This is a genomic window from Mesorhizobium sp. M0563 (assembly GCF_040321065.1).
Lineage (GTDB): Bacteria > Pseudomonadota > Alphaproteobacteria > Rhizobiales > Rhizobiaceae > Mesorhizobium.
In genome coordinates this window covers 1-21948 of the sequence record NZ_JAMYQV010000034.1, presented here as the reverse complement: position 1 = coordinate 21948, position 21948 = coordinate 1, and the positions used below count along the sequence as shown (strand labels likewise).

Below are 21948 nucleotides of genomic sequence, written 5' to 3'. Positions count from 1 at the left end.
ATCATGAACGCCTGCGCCAAATCGCCCAAAGCCTTCAGGGTCGATGGACATCGATTGCCCGGCCGAGAATTGGTCACTACCTTGCGGTGATTGCAAGCTTGCAAAGACGGCCATGTCAAATATCGTCTATCCATCCCGGCTGAGGTTGAGAGGCGTTAGCGCAGGGAATCTCGGTCCAATATTGAAAAACGGTCATCTTGTTACGGAAAGCCTGATCAGCGAGGGGTGTACCGAGCAGGAAATCCGCTCCGGCATGAAAATCCCGGACAGCGAGAAAATACTGGAACAGTGGCGGCCGACGGATCCCAAGAGCTTCGCTCTAGCACTAACCCTGGCGATCGGGTGGGACGAGGATATTGGAAGCGATTACTTCGAGGTGTACGTCATCGCTAACCAGATCAGAGACCAGATAAATCTCAATCGGCGCGCGGTCATCTTCGTCGAAGAGTTTGACTGGCCCAGTCTCAAACAAAGCCTCCTCAACATTCTCGATAAATGCGAAGGAACAACGTGGAAGGAAAGCGTCCGCGCATTACGAAAACGCTTCGAATGGGAATACGACGGAATGGCCGCATACGAGTCTTGGCTTAAGTAGCCCTGCCGAATGAGCCGGCGATCAGCTATCGGTAAGGGCCTTTGTCGTCGCCAGCTTGACCCCGGCGGCGGCAAATGCCGCATTGTGCCGGACGATGATCTCCGCCGCGGTCTCGCTGGTGGTGTCGAGCGTGCTGTGGGCGTCGGAAACCACGGTGACGCCCAGGCCCGCCGCAAAGGCGCCCTTCACCGTGGCCGCCACGCAAAAATCGGTCTGCGCGCCGATCAGAATGACCTCGCCGGCGCCCTGCCCGACTACCCATTCTGCAAGCGCGGCATTGCTGAACGCGTCGCCGACACGCTTGGCGAAAATCGGCTCGTCCTCGGCCTGGCCGAGCGCCGGCCACACCGGCCAGCCCGGCTCACCCGGCGCCAGAGGATCGCCCTGCGGGCCGCCGTGCCTGATGAAGGCGATCTTGCGCCCGCTCCGCCGTGCCCATTCGATCAGCGCGCGGGTCCGGGCAACCATGCCGTCGGCATCATGGATCGGCGGTTCGGCAACGCCGTCGAACATGCCGGTCTGAAGATCGATCACGATGAGCGGCGCAGTGGCCGCGGGGCTGGTCCCTGACATAGCTTTTTATAGCACGAGGGCGGAGCTGATCAAGGATCAGGGCCGCGATGACGCGCAGCGCAATGGCAGGTGGCTGGAGTTCCGTGACAGTCCGCTTGCAGCAGCGCTAACATAGCGCGCTATTGGGATGTGGGTCAGTTCGAAATTCTGGCTATCGGCCGTGACCGGATTGCATTCGTGGCAAGCTCCTGCGACGAAATTCCCATGACACATGCAGCCGTAGCTTTCCTTGCGATCGTGACTTCGGTGTTGGTTGCGATCCTACCCGCACAATCGCAAGAGTGGACGCCCTCGGAGGACGCGGTTCGAGATGCAACGGAAACGGTTGGTCGCTATTTCCTTTCGCTCGATAACCAAGAGTATGGGCGGGCATACGAAATGATGACTGATACCGCGAAAGCTTCGATCCCATCGAACGCCTTCGTGGAGCAAAGTAAGGATTTTCATTCTCAAGCCGGCGCTGTGCGCGAGCGCCGGCTACTCAAATTCACGTGGTTGAAGGACCCAGCGAATGCTGCCTTTCCTGGCGTTTATGCCGCGGTCGACATAGCGGCGAAGTTTGAAAACATCGATCGTTACTGCGGCTATATTGTCCTCTATCAGCGGCCGTCAGGTGGACATTTTCGAGTCATGCGGATCGAAAGCAACTTCATCGACAACGCTGCCGCGAAAAGCATTGAAAAGACCCAATCGAAACTCGAATTGGATCGAGCATGGGCCGAGTTGTCGGCTAACTGTCCGAATTTTCCATCGTGAACGTGAGGCGCGGTCCGTTTTTGTACGTTCCGCGACCATCGGCTTTCGGCTTCCCTCGCTTCGATCAGCGCAACGATGTCGGTGATCTCCTACAGTTTGCCGGCCCTTGGACGCGAACGCAGCGAGAGCGCAGCTTAGGTCCTCACCCAACCCCGCCCGTCACGGCATATCTCGTTCCGATCGCCCTTCGCAAAGTAGCCGGCGGCCCGGTGCACGATCACACCCGGCCCGATGTCCCATCCTCGCCAAAAATCCCGGTCACCCAGTCGATGAACACGCGTACCCGCGGCGCGAGTTGGCGGTTCTGCGGGTAGAGCGCCGACAGTGGTGTCGGCGACGGCGGGTAATCCGGCAGCACTTCGACAAGCGTGCCGCGTGCGAAATCCCCGGCGAAGCGGTAATGCGGCGCCTGCACCAGGCCGAAGCCGAGACGCGCCAGCTCCGCCATCGTGTCGGAGCCGTTGACCGTCACCCGGTTGGGCAGGCTGACATAGCGCAACGCGCCGCCAACGGTGAATTCGAGCGGCATGACCTCGCCGGTCCGCGACGAGCGGAAGCCGACCATCAGATGGCCTTCGAGATCGTCGGGGGTTGCCGGCATGCCGTGCTTTTCGAGATAGGCGGGGCTGGCGCAGGTGACTTCGCGCAATGTTGCCACCCGCCGCACGATCATGCCGCTGTCGGCCTGTTCGCCGGAACGCAGCACGCAGTCGATGCCCTCGCGCACCAGATCGACCAGCCGGTCGCCGTCGCCGATATGCAGGTCGATCCCGGGATAGCGGTCGAGGAACTCGGAGAGCCGCGGCAGGATGAAATGGCGGGCCATGAAGCCATGCACGTCGATCCTCAAAAGGCCCTGCGGCTGCGCCGATTGAAAGCCTGCCTCGGCATCCTCGACATCGGCAAGGATGGCGAGGCAGCGCTGGTAATAGGCCTGGCCGTCCAACGTCGGGGTGACATGGCGCGTGGTGCGTTCGAGCAGCCTCACCCCCAGCCGCGCCTCTAGGTCCTTGATCGCCTCGGTGGCGGTCGATCGCGACATCGAGAGATCGGCGGCAGCCGCGGTGAAGCTGCCGCGCTCGATCACACGGGCAAGCAGGCGCATCCGGTCGAGACTGTCCATCGCCATTGTTCGCCATATCCGAATGGTGTTGGCAAGTCCCGAGCGATTATCCCGCAGGATTTATCGCCTATTTTCAGCCGACAAGAATTGGAGAGCTGACATGACTGCGCGGAATGGAAAGGTGGCGTTGGTGACCGGCGCCTCGAAGGGTATCGGTGCCGAAATTGCCAGGCGCCTGGCACGCGACGGCTTTTCGGTCGTCGTCAACTATGCCAGAGGCGCAGAAGCCGCCGAAGGCGTGGTGCGCGAGATCGAGGCGGCAGGCGGCACGGCGATCGCAGTTCAAGCCGATGTCGGTGATCCCAAGGGGGTCGCGCATCTGTTCGACGCAGCCGAGCAGGCCTTTGGCGGCCTCGACGTGCTGGTCAACAATGCCGGCATCATGAAGCTCGCGCCGATCGCGCAGACGGACGACGCCGGTTTCGAGCAACAGGTCGCGGTGAACCTCGGCGGCGTCTTCCGCGGCATGCGCGAGGCCGCAAGGCGGCTGCGCCAGGGCGGCCGCATCATCAGCTTCTCGTCCAGCGTGGTCGGGCTCTACCAGCCGACCTACGGTGTCTACGCTGCCACCAAGGCCGGCGTCGAGGCGATGACCCATGTGCTAGCCAAGGAACTCGGGCCGCGCGGCATCACCGTCAATGTCGTGGCGCCGGGGCCGGTGGCCACCGAACTGTTCCTCGGCGGCAAGTCCGAGGCACTGGTCGAAACGATCACCAGGATGATCCCGCTCGGGCGGCTCGGCCAGCCCGCCGACATCGCCGGCGTGGTGTCGTTCCTCGCCGGACCGGACAGCGGCTGGGTCAACGGCCAGGTGCTGCGCGCCAATGGCGGCACGGTCTGACTTTACCTCCAACAATCAACAGGAAATCGACATCATGCCGTTTGCAAATTTCAAGGTGCCTGAGCGCGCGCTGTCCGCCGGACAGAAGGAGGACCTCGTCCACAAGACCACAGCCCTGTTCGTCGAGATGTTCGGCGAAGGCGTGCGCCCCTACACGATGGTGCTGATCGAGGAGGTCGCCGATGGCGGCTACGGCCGCGCCGACGTGGTGTTCACGATTCCTGGGGGAAGGACGTGAAGCTGCCGATCTCCTCCCTTCTGGGACCCTCAAGGGTGAGATTGCAGCTTGGCGGTCGCGCGCTAGATCGCTGGCAGAGGCTAAGGCGAGGCCAGCGATGGACGATTGGAAGCTACCTTGGGACGGCGGTTGCTTGTGCGGTGGAATACGCTTTCGCATCAGCGCGCCGCCCTTGCTGACGACGGCGTGTCACTGCACCGGCTGCCAGAAGCTGAGCGCCAGCGCGTATTCCCTGACCATCGCCGTGCCCAGCGACGGTTTCGCCATAACGCAAGGCGAGCCGGTGGTCGGCGGCCTGCACGGCCCGCACCGGCAGCTCTATTGCCCGCACTGCAAGAACTGGATGTTCACGCGTCCGCATGGCCTGGATTTCCTTGTCAACGTGCGCGCGACCATGCTGGACGAGCACCATTGGTACGTGCCCTTCGTCGAAGTCTTCACTTCGGAAAAGCTGCCCTGGGCTTCGACCGCCGCTACCTACAGTTTCGCTACTCAGCCCGACCTTGAGGGATACGCCCCTTTGATCGAGGCGTTCGCCCGCGAAGCGGCGCGGCCAACCTGACTGGTTGCCGCCCGGAAAGGCGGCGCCAGCTTTCGTGCCTCACTTCAACTCCAGCCAGACCGGCGCGTGGTCGCTGGCGCCGACCTCGCCGCGCACGTCGCGGTCGATGCCCGCCGCTACCAGCCGGCGCGACAGCTTCTTGCTGAGCAAGATATGGTCGAGGCGCAGGCCGGCATCGCGCGGCCAGCGGTTGCGGCGATAGTCCCAGAATGTGTAGAGCGTCTCCGTCGGGTGCTTCTTGCGCAGCGCATCAAGCCAGCCCTGGTCGAGCAGCCGCTGGAACGATGCCCGGCTTTCCGGCTGCACCAGCGCGTTGTCGTCATAGGAGCGGGTCGGGTAGATGTCGCGCGGCTCGGGCACGATGTTGTAGTCGCCGGCCAGCACCACCGGCAGGCCGGTGTCGAGCAACTGCGCCGCATGCGTCTCCAGCCTTTCGTGCCAGGCCAGCTTGTACTGGAATTTCGGGCCGGGCTGCGGATTGCCGTTCGGCGCGTAGAGGCAGGCGACGACGATGCCGTTGACCGCCGCTTCGATGTAGCGCGCCTGCTGGTCGCCGTCGTCGCCGGGCAGCGCCTCGCGGGTCAGCACCGGCTCCGAGCCACGCGAAAGGATGGCGACGCCGTTCCAGGTCGGCTGCCCGACCCACACCGCCCCGTAGCCGGCCGCCGCAAGCGCGGTGCGCGGAAACTGCGTCTGCCTGGCCTTGAGCTCCTGCAGGCAGGCGATGTCGGGTTTGGCGGCGGCCAGCCATGCGAGCAGGTTTGGCAGCCGGCCGTTGATGTTGTTGACGTTGAAGGTGGCGATCTTCATCGGCCTGCTTCAGCGCACGATCCGTTCGGTCCACGCCTTCACTGCATCAGCCAGCGTCTTCAGATGATCGGCGGTGGAGAAGCCGGAGATGTTTTTGCGCGGCTTCAGATCATGGTCGCCGTCTTCCAGCCAGAAGATCTCGATTGCGTCGGACAGAGCATAGGTCGCGACCTCGTCTTTGGTCCCGAACTCGTCGCGCGTGCCCTGGAAGACCAATGTCGGCGTCTTCAGATCGGCGAGATGCTTCGTCCGAAGCTGTGTCGGTTTGCCCGGCGGATGGAAGGGATAGCCAAGGCAAAGCAGGCCCGAGATCTCGCCCTTCGAAAACATCTCCTCGGCGATCATCGAAGCGACGCGCCCGCCCATCGACTTGCCGCCGATGATCAGCGGACCCTTCACGCCCTTCGCCCGGAGGTCGGCGATTGCCTTGACGTATTCGGGGTTCACCGTCTCGGCGCGCGGCGGCGGCTTGCGATGGCCGTAGCGGCGGGCCGCCATGTAGTGGAACTCGAAGCGCGCAACGCGGAAGCCGGCCTCGGCCAGCGCTTTTGCCGTCGCGGTCATCGAGGGCGAATCCATCGGCGCCCCGGCGCCATGGGCGAGCAGGATGGTGATTGGGGCGGTGTCGGGGCCGTCGAAGAGGAAGGTCGTCATGGGGTGGCCCGCAGATGAAGGCCGAGTTCCTTCGCACCCCCCTCTGTCCCGCCGGCCATCTCCCCCTCAAGGGGGGAGATTGGATGACGTCTGCGTTTTCGCCAACCACCAAAGCTGAAAGGCACGCGGGGCGCCGAAGCTGCCGATCTCCACCCTTGAGGGGGAGATGTCCGGCAGGACAGAGGGGGGTGTTCAAGCGCAGGCATTGGATTACCTCACCCCGCCGACATCCGCGCCAGCTGCAAATCGACGAACTGGATACCCTTGGCCGCCATACGTGCCCATTCGGAATCCGCGTCGAGTTCGAGGTAGCGCGCCCAGTTCCGCCGCGCTTCGGCTAGATTGCCGGCGTCGAACTCCAGCCTCGCAAGGTTGAACACCGCATCGGCGTACTTCGCATCTAGCGAAATCGCCTTCAGCAGATGCCGCCGAGCCGACGCCACCCGCCCCTCTTCGCTCATCAGCCCGGCCAGATTGAACCATGCCTCGACGAACACCGGGTCGCACTTGATGGCGCGGGCATAGTCGTGCGCCGCCTCGGCCGCGTGGCCGGAGGCGCGCAGGCAGTTGGCGCGGTTGAAGGCGGCGATGGCATCGCTCGGGTCGATGGCTAGGCAGCGCTGGTAGAGTGCCGCGGCCTGCTCGTGGTCTTCAGCCTCTTCCGCCGCCTCGGCATCGGCGAACAGCTCTTCCAGCGTGTCGTCATCCTGCGTTCCCAGATCGAACAGCAGCTGGCCGTTGACTTCGCTCTGGCCGCCCTCGAGATAGATCGCGTCGGCCCGCCCGTGCTGCGAGCCGACATTGAGCGATTTGGCGGTGAGCGAGGCGATCGGGCCGGAGCGATGCACCGACCGCACGATCGCGCCCCATGAGGCGCCGCCGGCGACCAGCCCGGCATATTTGCGGGCGAGGATCAGGTCGCGGAAGGAATACGGTTCGCAATCATGCTCGAAGGCGTCGAACAGCGACAAAAGGTCGAGATCGGCGCCGGTCAGCCGCGACTGATCGATCAGCGACTGCCGCGACAGCGTCGAGGCTTCCGGTGCCTTCATCAACCCGAGCAGCCGCAGGAAGCCGTTCTCGCTGACCAGCCTGCGCCCGGCTGCACGTTCCGCAGCGACGCGGCGCTCGATCTCGATGTCGCCGGCCCTGGCGAGCAACATGCGGCCCAACACGACATGCGTGGTGCGCCGAGTGACGCCGCGCCGCAACTGGCCGTGCTGGCGCGCGACCTCGCGCGCCGCCAGCCTGAGCGGAAAGGCCGCCAGCGCGCCGACGATGCCGAAGACCGTGCCGGCAAGAGCCGTCACGCCTTGCTCTTGCCGACGGCTTTGAGAAGGTTCGCCTTGAGCGGGTTTTCCTTGGCCGCGCCAGCGCCGGCCTTGGCGGATTTCACCGCAGGCTTGGCTGTTTCATCGGCCTTGCTCTTCGACTTGGCCGGTGGCTTGGCCGACTGCGACAGGCTCGCCTTCAGCGCATCCATGAGATTGATGACGTTGCCGCGCTCAGGCGCCGCCGCGATGATCGGCTTGTGGCCCTTGAGCTTCTCGCGGATCATCGTCATCAACGCGATCTCGTAGCGGTCCTCGTAATTCTTCGGGTCGAAGGTGGTTTCCTTCTGCTTGATCAGCGCTTCGGCTAATTGCAGCATTTCCGGATCGGGGTTTCCGGCCGGGATATTGCCGAAATATTCAGCCGTGCCACGCACTTCGTTCGGATTCCTCAAGGTGCAGACGAACATGCCGTTCTCGCGCGCGCCGATCGTCACCACGCGCTCGCGGCTGGACAGCACGAGGCGGGCGATCGCCAGCTTGCCGGATTTGCGCATCGCTTCGCGCAACACGGCAAAGGTCTCCTCGGCCATTGCGCCATCCGGCGCCAGGTAATAGGGCGCGTCCTGGTAGATGACGTCGACCGAACGCTCGTCGACAAAGGCCTCGATGTTCATCGTATGGTTGGATTCGATGCGCACCGCGTCGAGATCGGTATCGTCGATGATGATGTATTGCTTGTCCTCGTATTCGTAGCCCTTGACCAGGTCCGAACGCTCGACCAACCCGAGTTCAGGGTCGACCGGCTTCATGTTGATGCGGTTGTGCGTCTTCTTGTGCAGCTGGTTGAAGCTGATGCGCTCGCTGGCACTGGTCGCCGGATAGAGCCGGACCGGACAGCTGACCAGACTGAGCTTGAGGTAACCTTTCCAACTTGCCCTGGGCGCCATGAAATACTCCTACGCGGCCTTGTGCTGTCGAACTGTTCGCAGCGCTGTTTCGTCCGGAGGACGAATGCGGCTGCCGAAATCCTACATTGCCCCTTACAATACCGGCAAATCCCTAGCGAAATCTTCCTCCGCTGGGAGCCGCCTGCAGGCAAGAGGTCCGTGGCGAAGAATAATTCAAATTTTCCGGAGCGTCGATGGAGTCTGGGCCGCGCTCGCAGAACTACGTCGCGGTGCCTATCGCCGGCAAATCCCTGGCGAAATCTTCCATGTCGGCCCAAGGGTCGCCTGACGTCGCCAGAAGGCCCGGCAGCGAGGAATAATTCAGATCCTGTGGAGCATCGATGGATTCCAGATCGCTCCAGCTGACCGGCGTCGAGGCCGGCAAATTGGTGCGGGCGCGCAGTGAATAGGGAGCCGCCGAGGTGTGGCCGCGCGCATTGCGGTGAAAATCGATGAAGATGCGCCGCTTGCGGTTGTCCTTGCCCATGGTGGTGGTGAAAGTGTCGGGCGCGGTGGCGGCAAGATGCGTGGAGATGGCGCTGGTCGCCTGGTGCAGTTTCTTCCAGTTCTGCTTTTGCGTCACCGGCACGGTGATGTGGATGCCGTGCCCCCCGGAGGTCTTGGCGAACGGCACCAGCCCTAGCGCTTCCAGCTCGCCCTTAATGTGCACCGCCGCCTCAACCACCTCGCGCCAGGCGATCCCTTCGCCCGGGTCGAGGTCGAAAACGATCAGGTCCGGCTTGTCGAGCCGCGTGCGATGGGTGCCCCAAGTGTGGAACTCGACGACGCCGAACTGCGCCAGAGCCAGATAGCCCTTGGCGTCTTCCACCGAGAGATAGGATTTGGTCTCGCCCTCCGAATTCGTCGCCTCGAAGGTCGCCACCGAGGAAGGCATGCCGGTGAAGGCGTGGCGCTGGAAGAAACAGTCCTGCGGCTTGCCGGTCGGGCAGCGCACCAGCGAGACCGGCCGGCCGAGAATGTGCGGCAGCATGAAATCGCCGACCAGCGCGTAATAGACGGCGATGTCGAGCTTGGTCGGGCCGGTCTTGCCGAACAGCCGCCGCGTCGGGTTGGTCACCCAGATTGTGGCGAGGTCGGCCTCGGCGATCAGCCGCTTGCGCTTGGCCGAAACCGGCGTCGACAGGCCGACGTCACGCAGGCCGCGGAACACGGCATGGCGCAGCGCATTGTCGGTGGTCCGGTTGGCGTAATGGATATGCGCCGAAAGCAGCGGCCGCACCCAGTTCATCTCGCGCATGATCTCGCGCGGAACGCCCTCGGGCGCGGATGCACCGGCCCGCAACGGCTCCAGCCGCGCCAGCAATTCGCCTGCGGTCGCGGCATCGAAGCCGGTGCCGACCTTGCCGCGATAGTGCAGCTCGCCGTCTTCGAATTCGCCGAGGCCAAGTGCAGCGAGTCCCTCGGCCGCGTCGGAGACGGTGTAGCCGGCGATGACAAAGTCGCCGGTCTGGAGCGCCTTGGTCTTGGTCCAGGTTTTGGTGCGGCCGCTCTGGTAGACCGCCGTGGCGCGTTTCGACACCACACCCTCCAGCCCCATCTCGGATGCCTGGTCATAGAGCGCCTGGCCGTCGCCTTCGACATGATCGCTGAGCTGGATGGCGGAGTTGGCGCCGAGACCGGACAGAAGTTGCGAAAGCAGCGCCTTGCGCCGCCGAAGCGGCGCTTTTGTCAGGTCCCAGCCGTCGAGATAGACGAGGTCGAAAGCGTAGAAGTGAAGCTTGTTGCCGGCGCCTTCGGCCAGCGCGTCCTGCAAAAGCGCAAAGCGGCTGATGCCCTTGGCGTCGAGCGCGACGACCTCGCCGTCGATGATCGCCTCCCGGCACGGCAGCCTGGCGAAGGCAAGCGGCAGGTCGCCATAGCGCTTCGTCCAGTCGAGGCCGGCGCGGGTGATCAGCCTGACCGCACCGTCGGCCAGGTGCGCCATGGTGCGGTAGCCGTCGAACTTGATCTCGTGCAGCCATTCCTCTCCAGTATCCTCACCGCCCGGCGGCTTGGCCACGGAGGTCGCCAGCTGCGGCTCGATCCGGGAAGGCGGCGGCGCCTTGACGGCGCCCGGCAAAGCGCCGGGTTTCAGCACCACCGGCCTGACAGGTTTGGCGGCCGGCTTCGGCGGTGCCACCAGTTCCTCGATGCGACGGCCGGATTTGACGCTTTCCGGCCGGGCTTCCAGTATGTCGAGCGTGGCATCGGCGGCGAGATCGCGCTCCTTGAACAGCAGCCAGTTCTTCTTGCCCTCATCCTCGCCGGGCTTCGGTTTCAGCCGCGTCAGCATCCAGCCGCCATTGAGCTTCTCGCCGGCGAGCCGGAACTTGAAGGAGCCGGTGCGCAGGCTCTTTTCGACATCGTCCATCGGCGCCCACACGCCGGTGTCCCAGACGATCATCGGTCCGCCGCCATATTCGCCTTCGGGAATGACGCCCTCGAAATCGATATATTCGAGCGGATGGTCTTCGGTCTCGACCGCCAGCCTTTTGTCGGCCGGGTTGAGCGACGGGCCGCGCGGCACCGCCCAGCTCTTCAGCACGTCGCCGACCTGCAAGCGCAAATCATAGTGATCGGCGGTGGCGTGGTGCTTGTGGACAACGAAGCGGTTGCCTTCACCGGCAGCCAGGCCACCGGCCGGTTCCGGCGTCCTCGTGAACTCGCGCTTGGCGCGATAGGCCTTGAGCTTCGAAGGAGCTGGCATGGACTAGGCGTAGGTGGTGGGCAAAAGCAACGAGCGCAGCATCAAAATCCCATCGCAGCGGCGCTCCAATGTCACGGCATGGATCCCAGGGTCTCCGCGACGTCGCTTCGCTCCTGCTCCGCCCTGGGATGACGAAGGATGGGAAGTCACGCCGCTCAATCGTCGGTGGCCGGCGTCAATTCGAGCTCGGCCGGCGACAAGCCCTGCTGCAGCTGGCTGAGCCGGAATTCGTCGACCCAATAGGCCTCGCCGTCGACCAGCACTCGCGCACTGTAGCCGCCGGCGGAAAAACGCTGCGCGGTGATGTAGACCTTGTGGCGGTCGAGCGCCTCGCGCACCGCGGCGCGCTTGGATTTCTGGCTGGTGACGGAACTGGCCATGCTGGTTACTCACGCACAAAGCCGCAAGGCGGCATGCCTAAGGATGGCCGAGAGCGGGTCGGCTGTCAATTTGGCGACCGCTGCGAACCCTCGCGCGGCGGCGTCTCTCGCTCTGTGGAAACCGAGCCGGCGCGCTATATTGAACGTGGCGGCTTGGAACGCGCTGCTGACCTGGAGAACTTTACATGACGTTGACGACACGCAAACTCGGTGGCCAGGGGCTGCAGGTTTCCATGATCGGCCTCGGCTGCATGGGCATGAGCCAGTCCTACGGCCCGGCCGACGAGGCGGAATCGACCGCCACGCTGCACCGCGCCATCGAACTCGGCTGCACCTTCCTCGACACTGCGGAAGTCTATGGGCCGTACGCTAACGAGGAACTGCTCGGCCGCGCGCTGAAGGGCCGGCGCGATGAGGTGACGATCGCGACGAAGTTCGGCTTTCGCATCGAAAACGGCAAGCAAGTCGGCACCGAGCGCGACAGCCGGCCGGAGCATATCCGCGAGGCTGTCGAAGGTTCGCTGAGGAGGCTAGCCACCGACCACGTCGACCTCCTCTATCAGCACCGCGTCGATCCGGCGGTACCGATCGAGGAGGTGGCGGGTGCTGTCGGCGAGTTGATTGCTCAGGGCAAGGTCCGCTTCTTCGGCCTCTCGGAGGCCGGCGCCGCCAATATCCGCCGGGCGCATGCCGTGCATCCGGTGTCGGCAGTGCAGAGCGAATACTCGCTGTGGGAGCGCAATCTCGAGCCGGAAATCATTCCCCTGCTGAAGGAGCTCGGCATCGGCCTGGTTCCGTTCTCGCCGCTCGGCCGCGGTTTTCTCACCGGCGATGTCAGGCGCGCCGAAGACTATCCAGAGGGCGATTACCGGCGCGGCGATCCGCGCTACCAGGGCGCCAACTATGACGCCAACATGCAGGCGGCAGCCACGGTACTCGACATCGCCGCGGCCAAGCGCGTCAAGCCAGGCCAGATCGCGCTGGCCTGGCTGCTCCACAAGGGGAGCGACTTCGGCATCGACATCGTGCCGATCCCCGGCACCAAGCGCAGAAAATATCTCGAGGAGAACGTCGCCGCGGCTTCGATCAGGCTCGACGCCGCCGAGATGCAGGTGCTCGACGACGCGCTGGCGCCGGGCAAGGTCGCCGGTCCGCGCTACGGCGAGCGCACCATGGTGATGATCGATCGGTAGGTCTTGCCTTCTCCCGTTCTTGCGCAAAGCTCCGGCCTTGGCTAGCATCCGCCGGCAGGCACCGAGCGGAGGAGAACGTCGCGGTGGACCGGCTGGAGCGCCGTTGCGTCCCTTCAAACACGAGTTGGGCGCTCGAAGGACACTCCATTTTTGAATCGACGCAAGGAACCTTCCGGAAAACCCATTCCGGTTTCGGGGTCGTGCGCTCATCTGGGAGGAGACTAAATTGATCAACAGACGTGAATTCCTGCTGTCGACCGCGGCGATGGGCGCCTTGGCGCTGGCCGCTCCGCAATTGGCTTTCGCCCAGGACAAGCTGACCATCCTCGGTTCGGTGCCGAGCCTCGGCTTTCCGTTCTTCGTGCACATGCTGAACCAGATCAAGGCTGAGGCGCAGGCGCAAGGCGTCAACCTGGTCGAGAGCGACGGCCAGAATTCGGCGCCCAAGCAGACCGCCGACATCGAGGCGGCACTGGTGCAAAAGGTCAACGCCATCGTCATCTCGCCGCTCGACGTCAACGCGCTGGCCCCAGCCATCGAGGAAGCGGTGAAGGCCGGCGTTCCCGTCGTCACTATCGACCGCCGCGTCGAGGGCGTCGAAGGCATCCTCGCCCATGTCGGCGCCGACAATGTCAAGGGCGGCGAGGCCGAAGCACAGGCCATGGTGGCGGCGTTCCCGAACGGCGCCAAGATCTTCCATCTGCAGGGCCAGCCCGGTGCCGGCCCGGCGATCGACCGCAACAAGGGTGTGCACAACGTCCTTGATCCCATGAAGGACAAGTACCAGATCATCTTCGAGCAGACCGCCAACTTCGCCCGCGCCGAGGCGCTGTCCGTCACCGAGGCCGGCCTTGCCGCCAACGGCAAGCCCGACGCGATCATCTGCGCCAATGACGACATGGCGCTTGGCGCGGTTGAAGCCTGCGCGGCGCGCAACTTCACCGACGTCAAGATCTACGGCTTCGACGCGCTTCCCGAAGCGTTGGTCGCTGTGCGCGACGGCAAGCTGGCCGGCACGGTCGAGCAATTCCCCGGCGAGCAGTCGCGCACCGCCGTGCAGATCGCGGTCGCCTACGCCAGGGACAAGACCGAGCCGAAGGAAAAGCTGGTGCTTTTGACGCCGATCGTCATCGGCAAGGACAATCTCGACAAGGCGGAGAGGCTGGGCGAGACGAAGTAGGCGAAGCCGGCGGGACAGCACCCCCCTCTGGCCTGCCGGCCATCTCCCCCTTGAAGGGGGAGATTGGATGTTACCCGGGCTTTCGCTAATTTTCGATCTTGCAGAAGAAGCGAGGCCAACGAGGCTGCCAATCTCCCCACTTGAGGGGGAGATGGCCGGCAGGACAGAGGGGGGTGCTGTCCCGCCAGCCTTGCGTACGACCGAATGATCGAGGAGCAAACTTTGCCCAAGGCAGCCGCTATTGTGCCCTCCCCCGCCCTGCTCACCGTCGAGGGCGTGACCAAGCGCTTTGCCGGCGTCACCGCGCTGAACGACGTTTCGCTCGAAGTCCGCCCCGGCGAGATACTCGGCCTGCTCGGCGAGAACGGCGCCGGCAAATCGACGCTGCTCAAGATCCTGTCCGGCGTGATGCCGCCGTCCAGCGGTCGCATCGTCTTCGACGGCGTCGAATTCAATCCGCACAATCCGCAGGATGCGAAACGCCACGGCATCGTTACCATCTACCAGGAACTGAGCCTGATCCCGACGCTGACCGCGGCGGAGAATATTTTCATCGGCCGCGCACCGCTCGGCCGGTTCGGGCTGGTCAGTTGGCGGCGAATGGAGGAAGATTCCCGCGCGATCATCGCTCGTGTCGGCCTCGATCTCGACCCGGCGACGCCGGTTTCCGCACTGTCGGTGGCCGAACAGCAGCTGGTCGAGATCGCCCGCGCGCTATCGCTGAAGAGCCGCTTGATCATCATGGACGAGCCGACCTCGGCGCTGACCGAAACCGAAGTGCAGAAGCTGATGGCGATTATGGGCCGGCTGCGCAAAGACGGCGTCGCCATCATGTTCGTCACCCACCGGCTGGAGGAGGCATCGGCAATCTGCGACCGTATGACGGTGCTGCGCGACGGCAGGCTGGCCGGCCATCTCGACCGCGAAGGTGGGCCGATCAAACTGCCGAAGATCATCGAGAAGATGGTCGGCCGCGCCGCTTCCGAGCTCTATGCAAGGCCGACGCAGCGCGATGTCGCCGGCGACGTCCGGCTCTCGGTGCGCGGCCTGCGCACGGTGCGCGATCCGCAGGCGCCGCACGCCATCGTGCTCGAAGGCGTCGATCTCGACCTCAAGGCGGGCGAAATCCTCGGCGTCGCCGGGCTCGTCGGTTCCGGCCGCACCGAGCTCGCCCGCGCCATCTTCGGCGCCGACCGCATTGCCGCCGGCACCATCAGGCTCGATGGCAGGCCGATCGCGCCGGCCTCACCCGCCGATGCCATCGAGCTCGGCATCGGCCTGGTGCCGGAAGACCGCAAGCACCAGGCGATCTTCGCCGCACTCGCCATCCTCACCAATTTCTCGATCGCCGCGCTCGACCGCTACTCCAATGTCGGTTTCATGGCCGAGCGGCGCGAGCGAGAAGCGCTGGCGAACTACAGGAAGATGCTGTCGATCCGCATGGCCTCGCCCGAGCAGGCGATCGAGGGACTGTCCGGTGGCAATCAGCAGAAGGTCATCCTTGCCCGCTGGCTGGCACGCGATCCCAAGGTGCTGATCGTCGATGAACCGACGCGCGGCGTCGACGTCGGCGCCAAGGCGGAGGTTCATCAGATCCTGGTAGAGCTCGCCGCGCGCGGCATCGCCATCATGATGATCTCGTCCGAGCTGCCCGAAGTGCTTGCCGTGTCGGACAGGATCGTCACCATGCGGCGCGGGCGCATCACCGGCGAGATGCCTGGCATCGAGGCGACCGAGGAGAAACTGATGGAACTGATGGCGCTCGACCAGAAGCAGGAAGCCCAGAATCAGGAAGCAACGCAATGACCAGCACGACCGAACGGAGCCAGCGCGGCGGCGTCAATCTTGCGCGCCTGCTGATGAGCTTCGGCCCGCTGATGTTCCTGGCGGTGCTGATCGTCGTCTTCACCGTGCTGAAGCCGAGCTTCATCGACCCGATCAACCTGTTCAACATCATGCGCCAGATCTCGATCACCGGCCTGATCGCGCTAGGCATGACCTTCGTTATCCTCACCGCCGGCATCGACCTGTCGGTCGGCTCGCTGCTCGCCTTCTGCGGCATGGTCGCGGCGGTGGTGGCCAAGGGCGGCACCGCCAACACGCTGTCGCTGTCGACAACGGGCACGCTGGGCTATGGCTGGTTCGCCGCCCTTCTCGCCGCCGTCGTCGTCGGCGCCGTGGCCGGCGGTGTCCAGGGCTTTGCCATCACCAGGCTGAAAGTACCGCCCTTCGTCGTCACGCTCGGCGGCCTCACCGTGTTTCGCGGCCTAACGCTGACGATCTCCAATGGCGGCCCGATCTCCGGCTTCGACGCCTCGATGCGCTGGTTCGGTACCGGCCTGATCGGCCCGGTGCCGGTGCCGGCGATCATCTTCGCGATTGCCGCAATCCTGTGCCACATCGTGCTGCGCTACACGCGCTACGGTCGCGCCGTCTACGCCGTCGGCGGCAATGCCGAGGCCGCGCGGCTCTCCGGCCTGCGCGTCGACCGCATCCTGATCTCGGTCTACATCATCGTCGGCTTCTTCGCCGGCCTTGCCGCCTTCGTTTTGTCGGCGCGGCTCAACTCCTCCGAAGCCGTCGCCGGCATCGGCTACGAGCTGACGGTGATCTCGGCGGTCGTCATCGGCGGCACCTCGCTGTTCGGCGGCATCGGCAGCGTCGGCGGCACGGTGGTCGGTGCAGGGCTGATCGGCGTCCTGCAGAACGGGCTGCAATTCAACAACGTCTCGTCATACACGCAAAGCATCGTCATCGGCCTGATCCTCATCCTCGCCGTCGCCTTCGACCGCTGGCTGAAATCGCGGGTAAGGCGGTGATGGCGGGGGCGACGATTTTCGCTGCAAGACAGCAAGAGGTTGGCGAAAGCGCTGGCAACAGCCAATCTCCCCCCTTGCGGGGGAGATGTCCGGCAGGACAGAGGGGGGTGGGAAGGATCGCCAACGTCTCAATGTAAGCCGCTTCCAAGCCCATTCCAGCAGGAGGATTAGACTGCAAATGGCTGACAAGCTGGCGGGACAGCACCCCCCTCTCCCCTGCCGGGCATCTCCCCCGCAAGGGGGGAGATCGTCACCCATGACTTCGCCAATCACGAAGACAGGAGCGCCTAGTGGGGCACGATCTCGTTCCGTCACGCCAGCGCAAGAATGCAAAATCCATGCGTCGCGCGATGACCGACGCCGAGCTGAACTGTGGAATGAGCTTCGCGCGCATCGGCTCATGGATTTGAGCTTTCGCCGGCAGGTGCCGATTGGACCCTACATTGTGGATTTTGCCTGCCCGACGCACGGCCTCATCGTCGAGGTCGATGGCAGCCAGCACGCCGACGTTGAGCACACCGAGCGGGATAGGATACGCAGCGCCTATTTGGAGAGCAGCGGCTGGACTATCCTGCGCTTCTGGAACGACGACGTCATTCGCGATATCGACAATGTCTGCCAGCACATAGTCATGACGGCCGGCGCGGATGTGCGCTGAACTCGGCCGTGCAGGATCGGCGGGACAGCACCTCTCTGTCCTGCCGAACATCTCCGCTCAAAAGGGGCAGGTTTCTGAGGCGAGGTGCCAATGACCCAAATAAGAACCATGACCGAACAGGACGTGCCCTCGGTATCGCGGCTGCTGGGCCAATCCTGGCGCCACACCTATTCGCCAATCCTGGGTGCCGAGACCACGGCACGGCTGTCGGATGAGAAGCACGCGCCGGAGCGGCTGGTGACCGAGCTCGGGGACGACAGCAAGATGTGGTTCGTGGCCGAGCGGGCGGACGGCTCGCTCGCCGGCTACGCGATGGCCGCGATGGGCAACAAGGGCGATGTCATGCTCGAGCGGCTCCATATCGACAAAAGCGAGTACGGCACCGGGCTGGCGGCCGATCTTTTGCACGCGGTTCTTGCAGCGCATGCGGGGATTCCCAGCATCGCGCTGGAGGTGATCGAGGGCAACGACCGGGCAATCGCCTTTTATCGCAAGCACGGTTTCGAAGTGGTCGAGCGCCGGCCGGCTGCACACGGGGTGGGCGGCCACGCCTCGCTGATTATGCGCCGGTTACTACCGATGGCTTAGAGCACTGTCGGCGAAGCTGCCAATTTCCCCACTAGAGCAGGCAATCGCGCATCCGCGCCGCGATCATTTACGCTCTTTCCTTGCCGGCTCCCACGCGTTGAGCCGACAAAAACATCAGCGTGTAGGCAGCCTTGCGGCGGTCCCAGCCGGCCGACTCGGCCATATCCAGCAGGCCGTCGACCAAAGGCGCCAGCGCCGCCCTGCAATCGGTTTCATAGTTGAAATCGTTCTTCGGGCGGGTCGGCGCCGCGATCTTCCCAAAACTGTCCGTCATATCCATGGCAACACCTGCTCAGCATTCGACCCGAACCGGCAAGCCCGTGCCCGCGTTGGCGGACACGGCCCATCTGCCGTTTCGAAATCTCGCTTTGAAAGCCTGATCTTAGAAGTCCATGCCGCCACCGCCGGGCATCGGAGGCATGGGCGTTTCCTTCTTCGGCTTCTCGGCCACCATCGCCTCGGTCGTCACCAGCAGGCCGGCAACAGAGGCGGCACCCTGCAGCGCAGTGCGAACGACCTTGGCCGGATCGATGACGCCCTGCCCGTACAGGTCGCCGAACTCGTTGGTCTGGGCGTTCCAGCCATAGCCGAAGTCGGTCGTCTCGCGCAGCTTGCCGACGATGATCGAACCTTCCGCACCGGCGTTCTCGGCGATCTGGCGCACCGGCGCTTCGATGGCGCGACGCACGATGTCGACACCGGTCTTCTGATCGGGATTGTCGACGACAACGTTATCGAGCGCCTTCGCCGCCCTCAGCAGCGCCACGCCGCCGCCGGGCAGGATACCCTCCTCGACCGCCGCGCGTGTGGCATGCATGGCGTCGTCGACGCGATCCTTGCGCTCCTTGACCTCGATCTCGGTCGAGCCTCCGACGCGGATGACGGCGACACCGCCAGCGAGCTTGGCTAACCGCTCCTGCAGCTTCTCGCGGTCGTAGTCGGAGGTGGTTTCCTCGATCTGCGCCTTGATTTGGCTGATGCGCGCCTGGATTTCATCCTTGCGGCCGGCACCGTCGACGATGGTGGTGTTCTCCTTCTCGATCAGCACCTTCTTGGCGCGGCCGAGCATCTCCAGCGTGACGTTCTCGAGCTTGATGCCGAGGTCTTCCGAGATCGCCGTGCCGCCGGTCAGGATGGCGATGTCTTCGAGCATGGCCTTACGGCGGTCACCGAAGCCCGGCGCCTTGACGGCCGCAACCTTCAGGCCGCCGCGCAATTTGTTGACGACCAGCGTCGCCAGCGCCTCGCCTTCGACGTCCTCGGCGATGATCAACAGCGGCTTGCCGGATTGCACGGCGGCTTCGAGCACAGGAAGCATGGCCTGCAGGTTGGACAGCTTCTTCTCGTGGATCAGCACATAGGGTTCTTCGAGTTCGACGCGCATCTTATCCTGGTTGGTGATGAAATAGGGCGAGAGGTAGCCACGGTCGAACTGCATGCCTTCGACCACTTCCAACTCAGTCTCAGCGGTCTTGGCTTCCTCGACAGTGATGACACCCTCATTGCCAACCCTTTCCATCGCCTCTGCGAGGAAGCGGCCGATCTCGGCATCGCCATTGGCAGAGATGGCGGCGACCTGGGCGATCTCGTCGTTCCTGGTCACCTTGCGGGCATTGGATTTCAGGTCGGCGACGACGGCGTCGACCGCCTTGTCGATGCCGCGCTTCAAATCCATCGGGTTCATGCCGGCAGCGACCGCCTTGGCCCCTTCCCTGACGATGGCCTGAGCAAGAATCGTCGCGGTCGTGGTGCCATCGCCTGCGGTGTCGCTGGTCTTCGAGGCGACCTCGCGCACCATCTGCGCGCCCATGTTCTCGAACTTGTCCTCGAGCTCGATTTCTTTGGCGACAGTCACGCCGTCCTTGGTGATGCGCGGCGCGCCGAACGACTTATCGAAGACGACATTGCGGCCCTTTGGACCGAGCGTTACCTTCACCGCATTGGCGAGAATATCGACGCCGCGCAGCATTTTCTCGCGGGCTTCGGTATGAAATTTCACATCTTTGGCAGCCATTGGATCACTCCTTCGAATAGGCAGCTTTTCGTTGACTGGAATGCTTGTTCAGGCCCCCCTCAGGCAGCCCTCTTCATCTCGCCGGCGCCCTCGATAACGCCCAGCACGTCGCTCTCTTTCATGATGAGCAGATCCTCGCCATTGAGCTTGATCTCGGTGCCGGACCATTTGCCAAACAGGATGCGGTCGCCGACCTTGACATCGAGCGGCTGCAATTGGCCGCTGTCGTCGCGCGCACCGGGGCCGGCGGCAATGACCTCGCCCTCCTGCGGCTTCTCCTTGGCAGTGTCGGGGATGATGATGCCGCCGGCGGTCTTCTCGTCGACCTCGATACGGCGGACCAGGATACGGTCGTGCAATGGACGGAACGTCATGTCGTTCTCCTCTCGGGACAAACAGATTTTCGAAGATCCTCCTGACCGGACCGGCAATATCGGCCCGGCACGGGGTGCGCGACCCCTTCATCAGGCATCGCGTGCATACGAACTAGTCGCGCTTTTTTCTGCTTTCAAGAGGGTCACGCAAAAATTTTAGCACTCGACCAATGAGAGTGCCAATGTACTGTAATTGCTTGCACATTCGTCGCTCTCCCGAACGCGACTGGAACCTATGTGGAACAAGAGGCGTTTTCGCGGACGGAGATTTCAACGGAAGGAAGATTGCATGACCAGCAGGGACTTTCAGCTCCAGATGCAAGGGTTTGGCCTCACCACGGCGGAGATCCATTACCGCCTACCCGATCATCGAAGCCTGCTGCAGCTCTATATCTGGCAGGAATACGATATCGCCCCTGATTTCCCGACGCTGAAGCATTTCCTTGATTTCTGGGAGCGCGAGATCGAAGGCCCGTTGCATTCGGTGCGCGTCGCCCATCATCACCTGATCCAGCCCTCCGAATGGCGGGCCGTAAACGGCATCATCACCGTCCACTGAAGAGCAAGCCGATCAGCCGCTAGTGGTCAGAATCTGACACTTGGTATCCGGTTGGGCGGTCGGTTCAGGGGTTCAAGGCGGTTAGCAAATCCTGTGTGGAGCGCGGAGCAACGCGACTTCGCGACGGAGTGGCGGAGCTAACCGAAGCGGATCGTGTCCGGAACGGGTCTTCGGCTTACGCGTTGCAACATGGAGGCGACGGCGGGCGTGCCTCACGACGCGCGGTTGGGTCCCATCCACTTGTTGCCGCGATTGGACATGCGAAGCGCGCCGAAGTCATCGCAGAAACGCCCATACATTCGTCATGTCCGCGGCGATGGCAGTGCTGGCACGACGTCGATCCAAAGGAAAGTAGATGAGTGCGTTCTCTCTTTCATCGGACGGGAAACTTGCGATAACGGCGAGCCAGACGTCGTCCAAAAATGACTTCGACTATTTGGTGGGCAACTGGAACATCAGGAACCGTACGTTGAAGGAACCGCTGGCCGGCAGCGACGAGTGGGAGGAATTCGACGCGACCCAAGAGTTCCGCCAAATCCTGGTGGGTTTGGGCAACTTCGACATTTTTCGTACGGAGTTGGGAGGAAAGCCGTTCGAGGGCCTCACCGTGCGATTGTTCGATCCAAAGACGCGTCTCTGGACGATCTACTGGGCCGACAGCAACGCGGGCAAACTCGACGACGGAAAGGTGGGCTCGTTCAATGGCGACGAAGGCGAATTCTTCGGCCGTGAGGTTGTGGCCGGCAAGGACGTTATCGTAAAATTCCACTGGGATAAGCGCAACCCGCAAACCCCGATTTACAGCCGTGCGTTCTCCGCTGATGCAGGCAGAACGTGGGAATGGAATTGGTACTCGAACTTTTCACGACGGTGACCACTGAGTTGGCCCAAGCAAAATCCCGCTCCTTCGCGTGTAGCCAAGGGAAATCCCGAGCCGGACTCTTATGTCAGTGGGTACAAGTCAGGTGGGTACCACTAGACAGCGGACAAAGTCTCCGGAGTGGGGGAAAGGCAGCTGCTGACCTTGCCCCTCTGATCTAATCCGGTTTGAAGTTCGTTCTGGCCCATCGAGAGGACCAGGACATGAAACGTAGCCGCTTCTC

Annotated in this window: 23 protein-coding genes and 1 pseudogene; 13 read left to right on the top strand and 11 right to left on the bottom strand. The window is 63.5% G+C overall.

Annotation, left to right across the window (positions count from 1 at the left end):
* Positions 1-112: 112 nt before the first annotated feature.
* Positions 113-595 carry an Imm8 family immunity protein gene (locus NKI50_RS28825; protein ID WP_352643614.1) on the top strand — a complete coding sequence of 161 codons (483 nt, stop codon included), beginning with the start codon at positions 113-115 and terminating at the stop codon, positions 593-595.
* Positions 596-616: 21 nt separating this feature from the next.
* Here NKI50_RS28825 and NKI50_RS28820 read toward each other — a convergent pair whose 3' ends face one another.
* A complete protein-coding gene (locus NKI50_RS28820) occupies positions 617-1168 on the bottom strand; it encodes an isochorismatase family protein (RefSeq protein WP_502897775.1) in 552 nt (183 codons plus the stop codon).
* A 204-nt stretch (positions 1169-1372) separates the two neighbouring features.
* On the opposite strand from NKI50_RS28820, the gene NKI50_RS28815 reads away from it, so the two are divergent.
* Positions 1373-1924: a DUF4019 domain-containing protein gene (locus NKI50_RS28815; RefSeq protein ID WP_352496063.1), complete on the top strand. Its 552-nt coding sequence runs from the start codon at positions 1373-1375 to the stop codon at positions 1922-1924.
* Positions 1925-2141: 217 nt separating this feature from the next.
* Here NKI50_RS28815 and NKI50_RS28810 read toward each other — a convergent pair whose 3' ends face one another.
* Complete coding sequence (locus tag NKI50_RS28810) at positions 2142-3047, bottom strand: LysR family transcriptional regulator (RefSeq protein ID WP_352643633.1); 906 nt, start codon at positions 3045-3047, stop codon at positions 2142-2144.
* A 100-nt stretch (positions 3048-3147) separates the two neighbouring features.
* On the opposite strand from NKI50_RS28810, the gene NKI50_RS28805 reads away from it, so the two are divergent.
* The 3 genes from NKI50_RS28805 to NKI50_RS28795 all read left to right on the top strand — a co-directional run bounded on the left by NKI50_RS28805 (position 3148) and on the right by NKI50_RS28795 (position 4688).
* On the top strand, positions 3148-3888 hold the full coding sequence (locus NKI50_RS28805) for an SDR family oxidoreductase (RefSeq protein ID WP_352643618.1): 741 nt from the start codon (positions 3148-3150) through the stop codon (positions 3886-3888).
* A gap of 34 nt (positions 3889-3922) precedes the next feature.
* Positions 3923-4126 carry a tautomerase family protein gene (locus tag NKI50_RS28800; protein WP_292656388.1) on the top strand — a complete coding sequence of 68 codons (204 nt, stop codon included), beginning with the start codon at positions 3923-3925 and terminating at the stop codon, positions 4124-4126.
* 97 nt (positions 4127-4223) lie between these two features.
* Positions 4224-4688: a GFA family protein gene (locus tag NKI50_RS28795; RefSeq protein WP_352481634.1), complete on the top strand. Its 465-nt coding sequence runs from the start codon at positions 4224-4226 to the stop codon at positions 4686-4688.
* 39 nt (positions 4689-4727) lie between these two features.
* On the opposite strand, the gene NKI50_RS28790 is transcribed toward NKI50_RS28795, so the two are convergent.
* From NKI50_RS28790 to NKI50_RS28765, 6 genes are all read right to left on the bottom strand, one after another.
* Positions 4728-5498 (bottom strand): exodeoxyribonuclease III, encoded by a 771-nt coding sequence (locus NKI50_RS28790; RefSeq protein ID WP_352496062.1) that lies wholly within the window; start codon positions 5496-5498, stop codon positions 4728-4730.
* Positions 5499-5507: 9 nt separating this feature from the next.
* Positions 5508-6152: an alpha/beta hydrolase family protein gene (locus NKI50_RS28785; protein WP_352496061.1), complete on the bottom strand. Its 645-nt coding sequence runs from the start codon at positions 6150-6152 to the stop codon at positions 5508-5510.
* Positions 6153-6367: 215 nt separating this feature from the next.
* A complete protein-coding gene (locus NKI50_RS28780) occupies positions 6368-7462 on the bottom strand; it encodes a tetratricopeptide repeat protein (protein WP_352481636.1) in 1095 nt (364 codons plus the stop codon).
* Positions 7459-8373, bottom strand: coding sequence for a non-homologous end joining protein Ku (gene ku, locus NKI50_RS28775; protein WP_352643621.1), 915 nt, complete (start codon positions 8371-8373; stop codon positions 7459-7461). Before ku ends, NKI50_RS28780 begins: the two co-directional genes overlap by 4 nt.
* A 220-nt stretch (positions 8374-8593) precedes the next feature.
* Positions 8594-11080, bottom strand: a complete 2487-nt coding sequence (gene ligD, locus NKI50_RS28770) for a DNA ligase D (RefSeq protein ID WP_352589671.1) — start codon at positions 11078-11080, stop codon at positions 8594-8596.
* A gap of 155 nt (positions 11081-11235) precedes the next feature.
* Positions 11236-11460 (bottom strand): hypothetical protein, encoded by a 225-nt coding sequence (locus NKI50_RS28765; protein ID WP_352589668.1) that lies wholly within the window; start codon positions 11458-11460, stop codon positions 11236-11238.
* Positions 11461-11645: 185 nt separating this feature from the next.
* Here NKI50_RS28765 and NKI50_RS28760 point away from each other — a divergent pair, with 185 nt between their 5' ends.
* From NKI50_RS28760 to NKI50_RS28735, 6 genes and pseudogenes are all read left to right on the top strand, one after another.
* Complete coding sequence (locus NKI50_RS28760) at positions 11646-12653, top strand: aldo/keto reductase (RefSeq protein WP_352589665.1); 1008 nt, start codon at positions 11646-11648, stop codon at positions 12651-12653.
* Positions 12654-12882: 229 nt separating this feature from the next.
* Entirely contained in the window at positions 12883-13833 is a 951-nt protein-coding gene (locus NKI50_RS28755) for a substrate-binding domain-containing protein (protein WP_023718110.1), read from the top strand.
* A gap of 222 nt (positions 13834-14055) precedes the next feature.
* Complete coding sequence (locus NKI50_RS28750) at positions 14056-15639, top strand: sugar ABC transporter ATP-binding protein (protein WP_352643626.1); 1584 nt, start codon at positions 14056-14058, stop codon at positions 15637-15639.
* Positions 15636-16652, top strand: a complete 1017-nt coding sequence (locus NKI50_RS28745) for an ABC transporter permease (RefSeq protein WP_023718108.1) — start codon at positions 15636-15638, stop codon at positions 16650-16652. The genes NKI50_RS28750 and NKI50_RS28745 overlap by 4 nt, the downstream gene beginning before the upstream one ends.
* Positions 16653-16942: 290 nt before the next feature.
* Positions 16943-17310, top strand: a pseudogene (locus NKI50_RS28740) (endonuclease domain-containing protein).
* Between the two features lie 108 nt (positions 17311-17418).
* Positions 17419-17898 carry a GNAT family N-acetyltransferase gene (locus tag NKI50_RS28735; protein WP_023718106.1) on the top strand — a complete coding sequence of 160 codons (480 nt, stop codon included), beginning with the start codon at positions 17419-17421 and terminating at the stop codon, positions 17896-17898.
* Between the two features lie 67 nt (positions 17899-17965).
* Here the strand turns inward: NKI50_RS28735 and NKI50_RS28730 are convergent, their stop codons facing one another.
* From NKI50_RS28730 to NKI50_RS28720, 3 genes are all read right to left on the bottom strand, one after another.
* Positions 17966-18178: a hypothetical protein gene (locus tag NKI50_RS28730; protein ID WP_352643628.1), complete on the bottom strand. Its 213-nt coding sequence runs from the start codon at positions 18176-18178 to the stop codon at positions 17966-17968.
* A gap of 102 nt (positions 18179-18280) precedes the next feature.
* Positions 18281-19912 (bottom strand): chaperonin GroEL, encoded by a 1632-nt coding sequence (gene groL, locus NKI50_RS28725; protein WP_023718104.1) that lies wholly within the window; start codon positions 19910-19912, stop codon positions 18281-18283.
* Positions 19913-19971: 59 nt separating this feature from the next.
* Complete coding sequence (locus NKI50_RS28720) at positions 19972-20286, bottom strand: co-chaperone GroES (RefSeq protein WP_023718103.1); 315 nt, start codon at positions 20284-20286, stop codon at positions 19972-19974.
* A 289-nt stretch (positions 20287-20575) separates the two neighbouring features.
* On the opposite strand from NKI50_RS28720, the gene NKI50_RS28715 reads away from it, so the two are divergent.
* Both NKI50_RS28715 and NKI50_RS28710 read left to right on the top strand, forming a co-directional pair.
* Positions 20576-20845, top strand: coding sequence for an usg protein (locus NKI50_RS28715; RefSeq protein WP_023718102.1), 270 nt, complete (start codon positions 20576-20578; stop codon positions 20843-20845).
* Positions 20846-21200: 355 nt separating this feature from the next.
* On the top strand, positions 21201-21719 hold the full coding sequence (locus NKI50_RS28710; RefSeq protein WP_352592758.1) for a hypothetical protein: 519 nt from the start codon (positions 21201-21203) through the stop codon (positions 21717-21719).
* The last annotated feature ends 229 nt before the right edge of the window (positions 21720-21948 follow it).

Coding starts and splice junctions, on each gene's coding strand:
- NKI50_RS28825 (WP_352643614.1), top strand. CDS start 113: ATGTCAAATATCGTCTATCCATCCCGGCTGAGGTTGAGAGGCGTTAGC.
- NKI50_RS28820 (WP_502897775.1), bottom strand. CDS start 1,168: ATGTCAGGGACCAGCCCCGCGGCCACTGCGCCGCTCATCGTGATCGAT.
- NKI50_RS28815 (WP_352496063.1), top strand. CDS start 1,373: ATGACACATGCAGCCGTAGCTTTCCTTGCGATCGTGACTTCGGTGTTG.
- NKI50_RS28810 (WP_352643633.1), bottom strand. CDS start 3,047: ATGGACAGTCTCGACCGGATGCGCCTGCTTGCCCGTGTGATCGAGCGC.
- NKI50_RS28805 (WP_352643618.1), top strand. CDS start 3,148: ATGACTGCGCGGAATGGAAAGGTGGCGTTGGTGACCGGCGCCTCGAAG.
- NKI50_RS28800 (WP_292656388.1), top strand. CDS start 3,923: ATGCCGTTTGCAAATTTCAAGGTGCCTGAGCGCGCGCTGTCCGCCGGA.
- NKI50_RS28795 (WP_352481634.1), top strand. CDS start 4,224: ATGGACGATTGGAAGCTACCTTGGGACGGCGGTTGCTTGTGCGGTGGA.
- NKI50_RS28790 (WP_352496062.1), bottom strand. CDS start 5,498: ATGAAGATCGCCACCTTCAACGTCAACAACATCAACGGCCGGCTGCCA.
- NKI50_RS28785 (WP_352496061.1), bottom strand. CDS start 6,152: ATGACGACCTTCCTCTTCGACGGCCCCGACACCGCCCCAATCACCATC.
- ku (WP_352643621.1), bottom strand. CDS start 8,373: ATGGCGCCCAGGGCAAGTTGGAAAGGTTACCTCAAGCTCAGTCTGGTC.
- ligD (WP_352589671.1), bottom strand. CDS start 11,080: ATGCCAGCTCCTTCGAAGCTCAAGGCCTATCGCGCCAAGCGCGAGTTC.
- NKI50_RS28765 (WP_352589668.1), bottom strand. CDS start 11,460: ATGGCCAGTTCCGTCACCAGCCAGAAATCCAAGCGCGCCGCGGTGCGC.
- NKI50_RS28760 (WP_352589665.1), top strand. CDS start 11,646: ATGACGTTGACGACACGCAAACTCGGTGGCCAGGGGCTGCAGGTTTCC.
- NKI50_RS28745 (WP_023718108.1), top strand. CDS start 15,636: ATGACCAGCACGACCGAACGGAGCCAGCGCGGCGGCGTCAATCTTGCG.
- NKI50_RS28735 (WP_023718106.1), top strand. CDS start 17,419: ATGACCGAACAGGACGTGCCCTCGGTATCGCGGCTGCTGGGCCAATCC.
- NKI50_RS28730 (WP_352643628.1), bottom strand. CDS start 18,178: ATGGATATGACGGACAGTTTTGGGAAGATCGCGGCGCCGACCCGCCCG.
- groL (WP_023718104.1), bottom strand. CDS start 19,912: ATGGCTGCCAAAGATGTGAAATTTCATACCGAAGCCCGCGAGAAAATG.
- NKI50_RS28720 (WP_023718103.1), bottom strand. CDS start 20,286: ATGACGTTCCGTCCATTGCACGACCGTATCCTGGTCCGCCGTATCGAG.
- NKI50_RS28715 (WP_023718102.1), top strand. CDS start 20,576: ATGACCAGCAGGGACTTTCAGCTCCAGATGCAAGGGTTTGGCCTCACC.
- NKI50_RS28710 (WP_352592758.1), top strand. CDS start 21,201: ATGAGTGCGTTCTCTCTTTCATCGGACGGGAAACTTGCGATAACGGCG.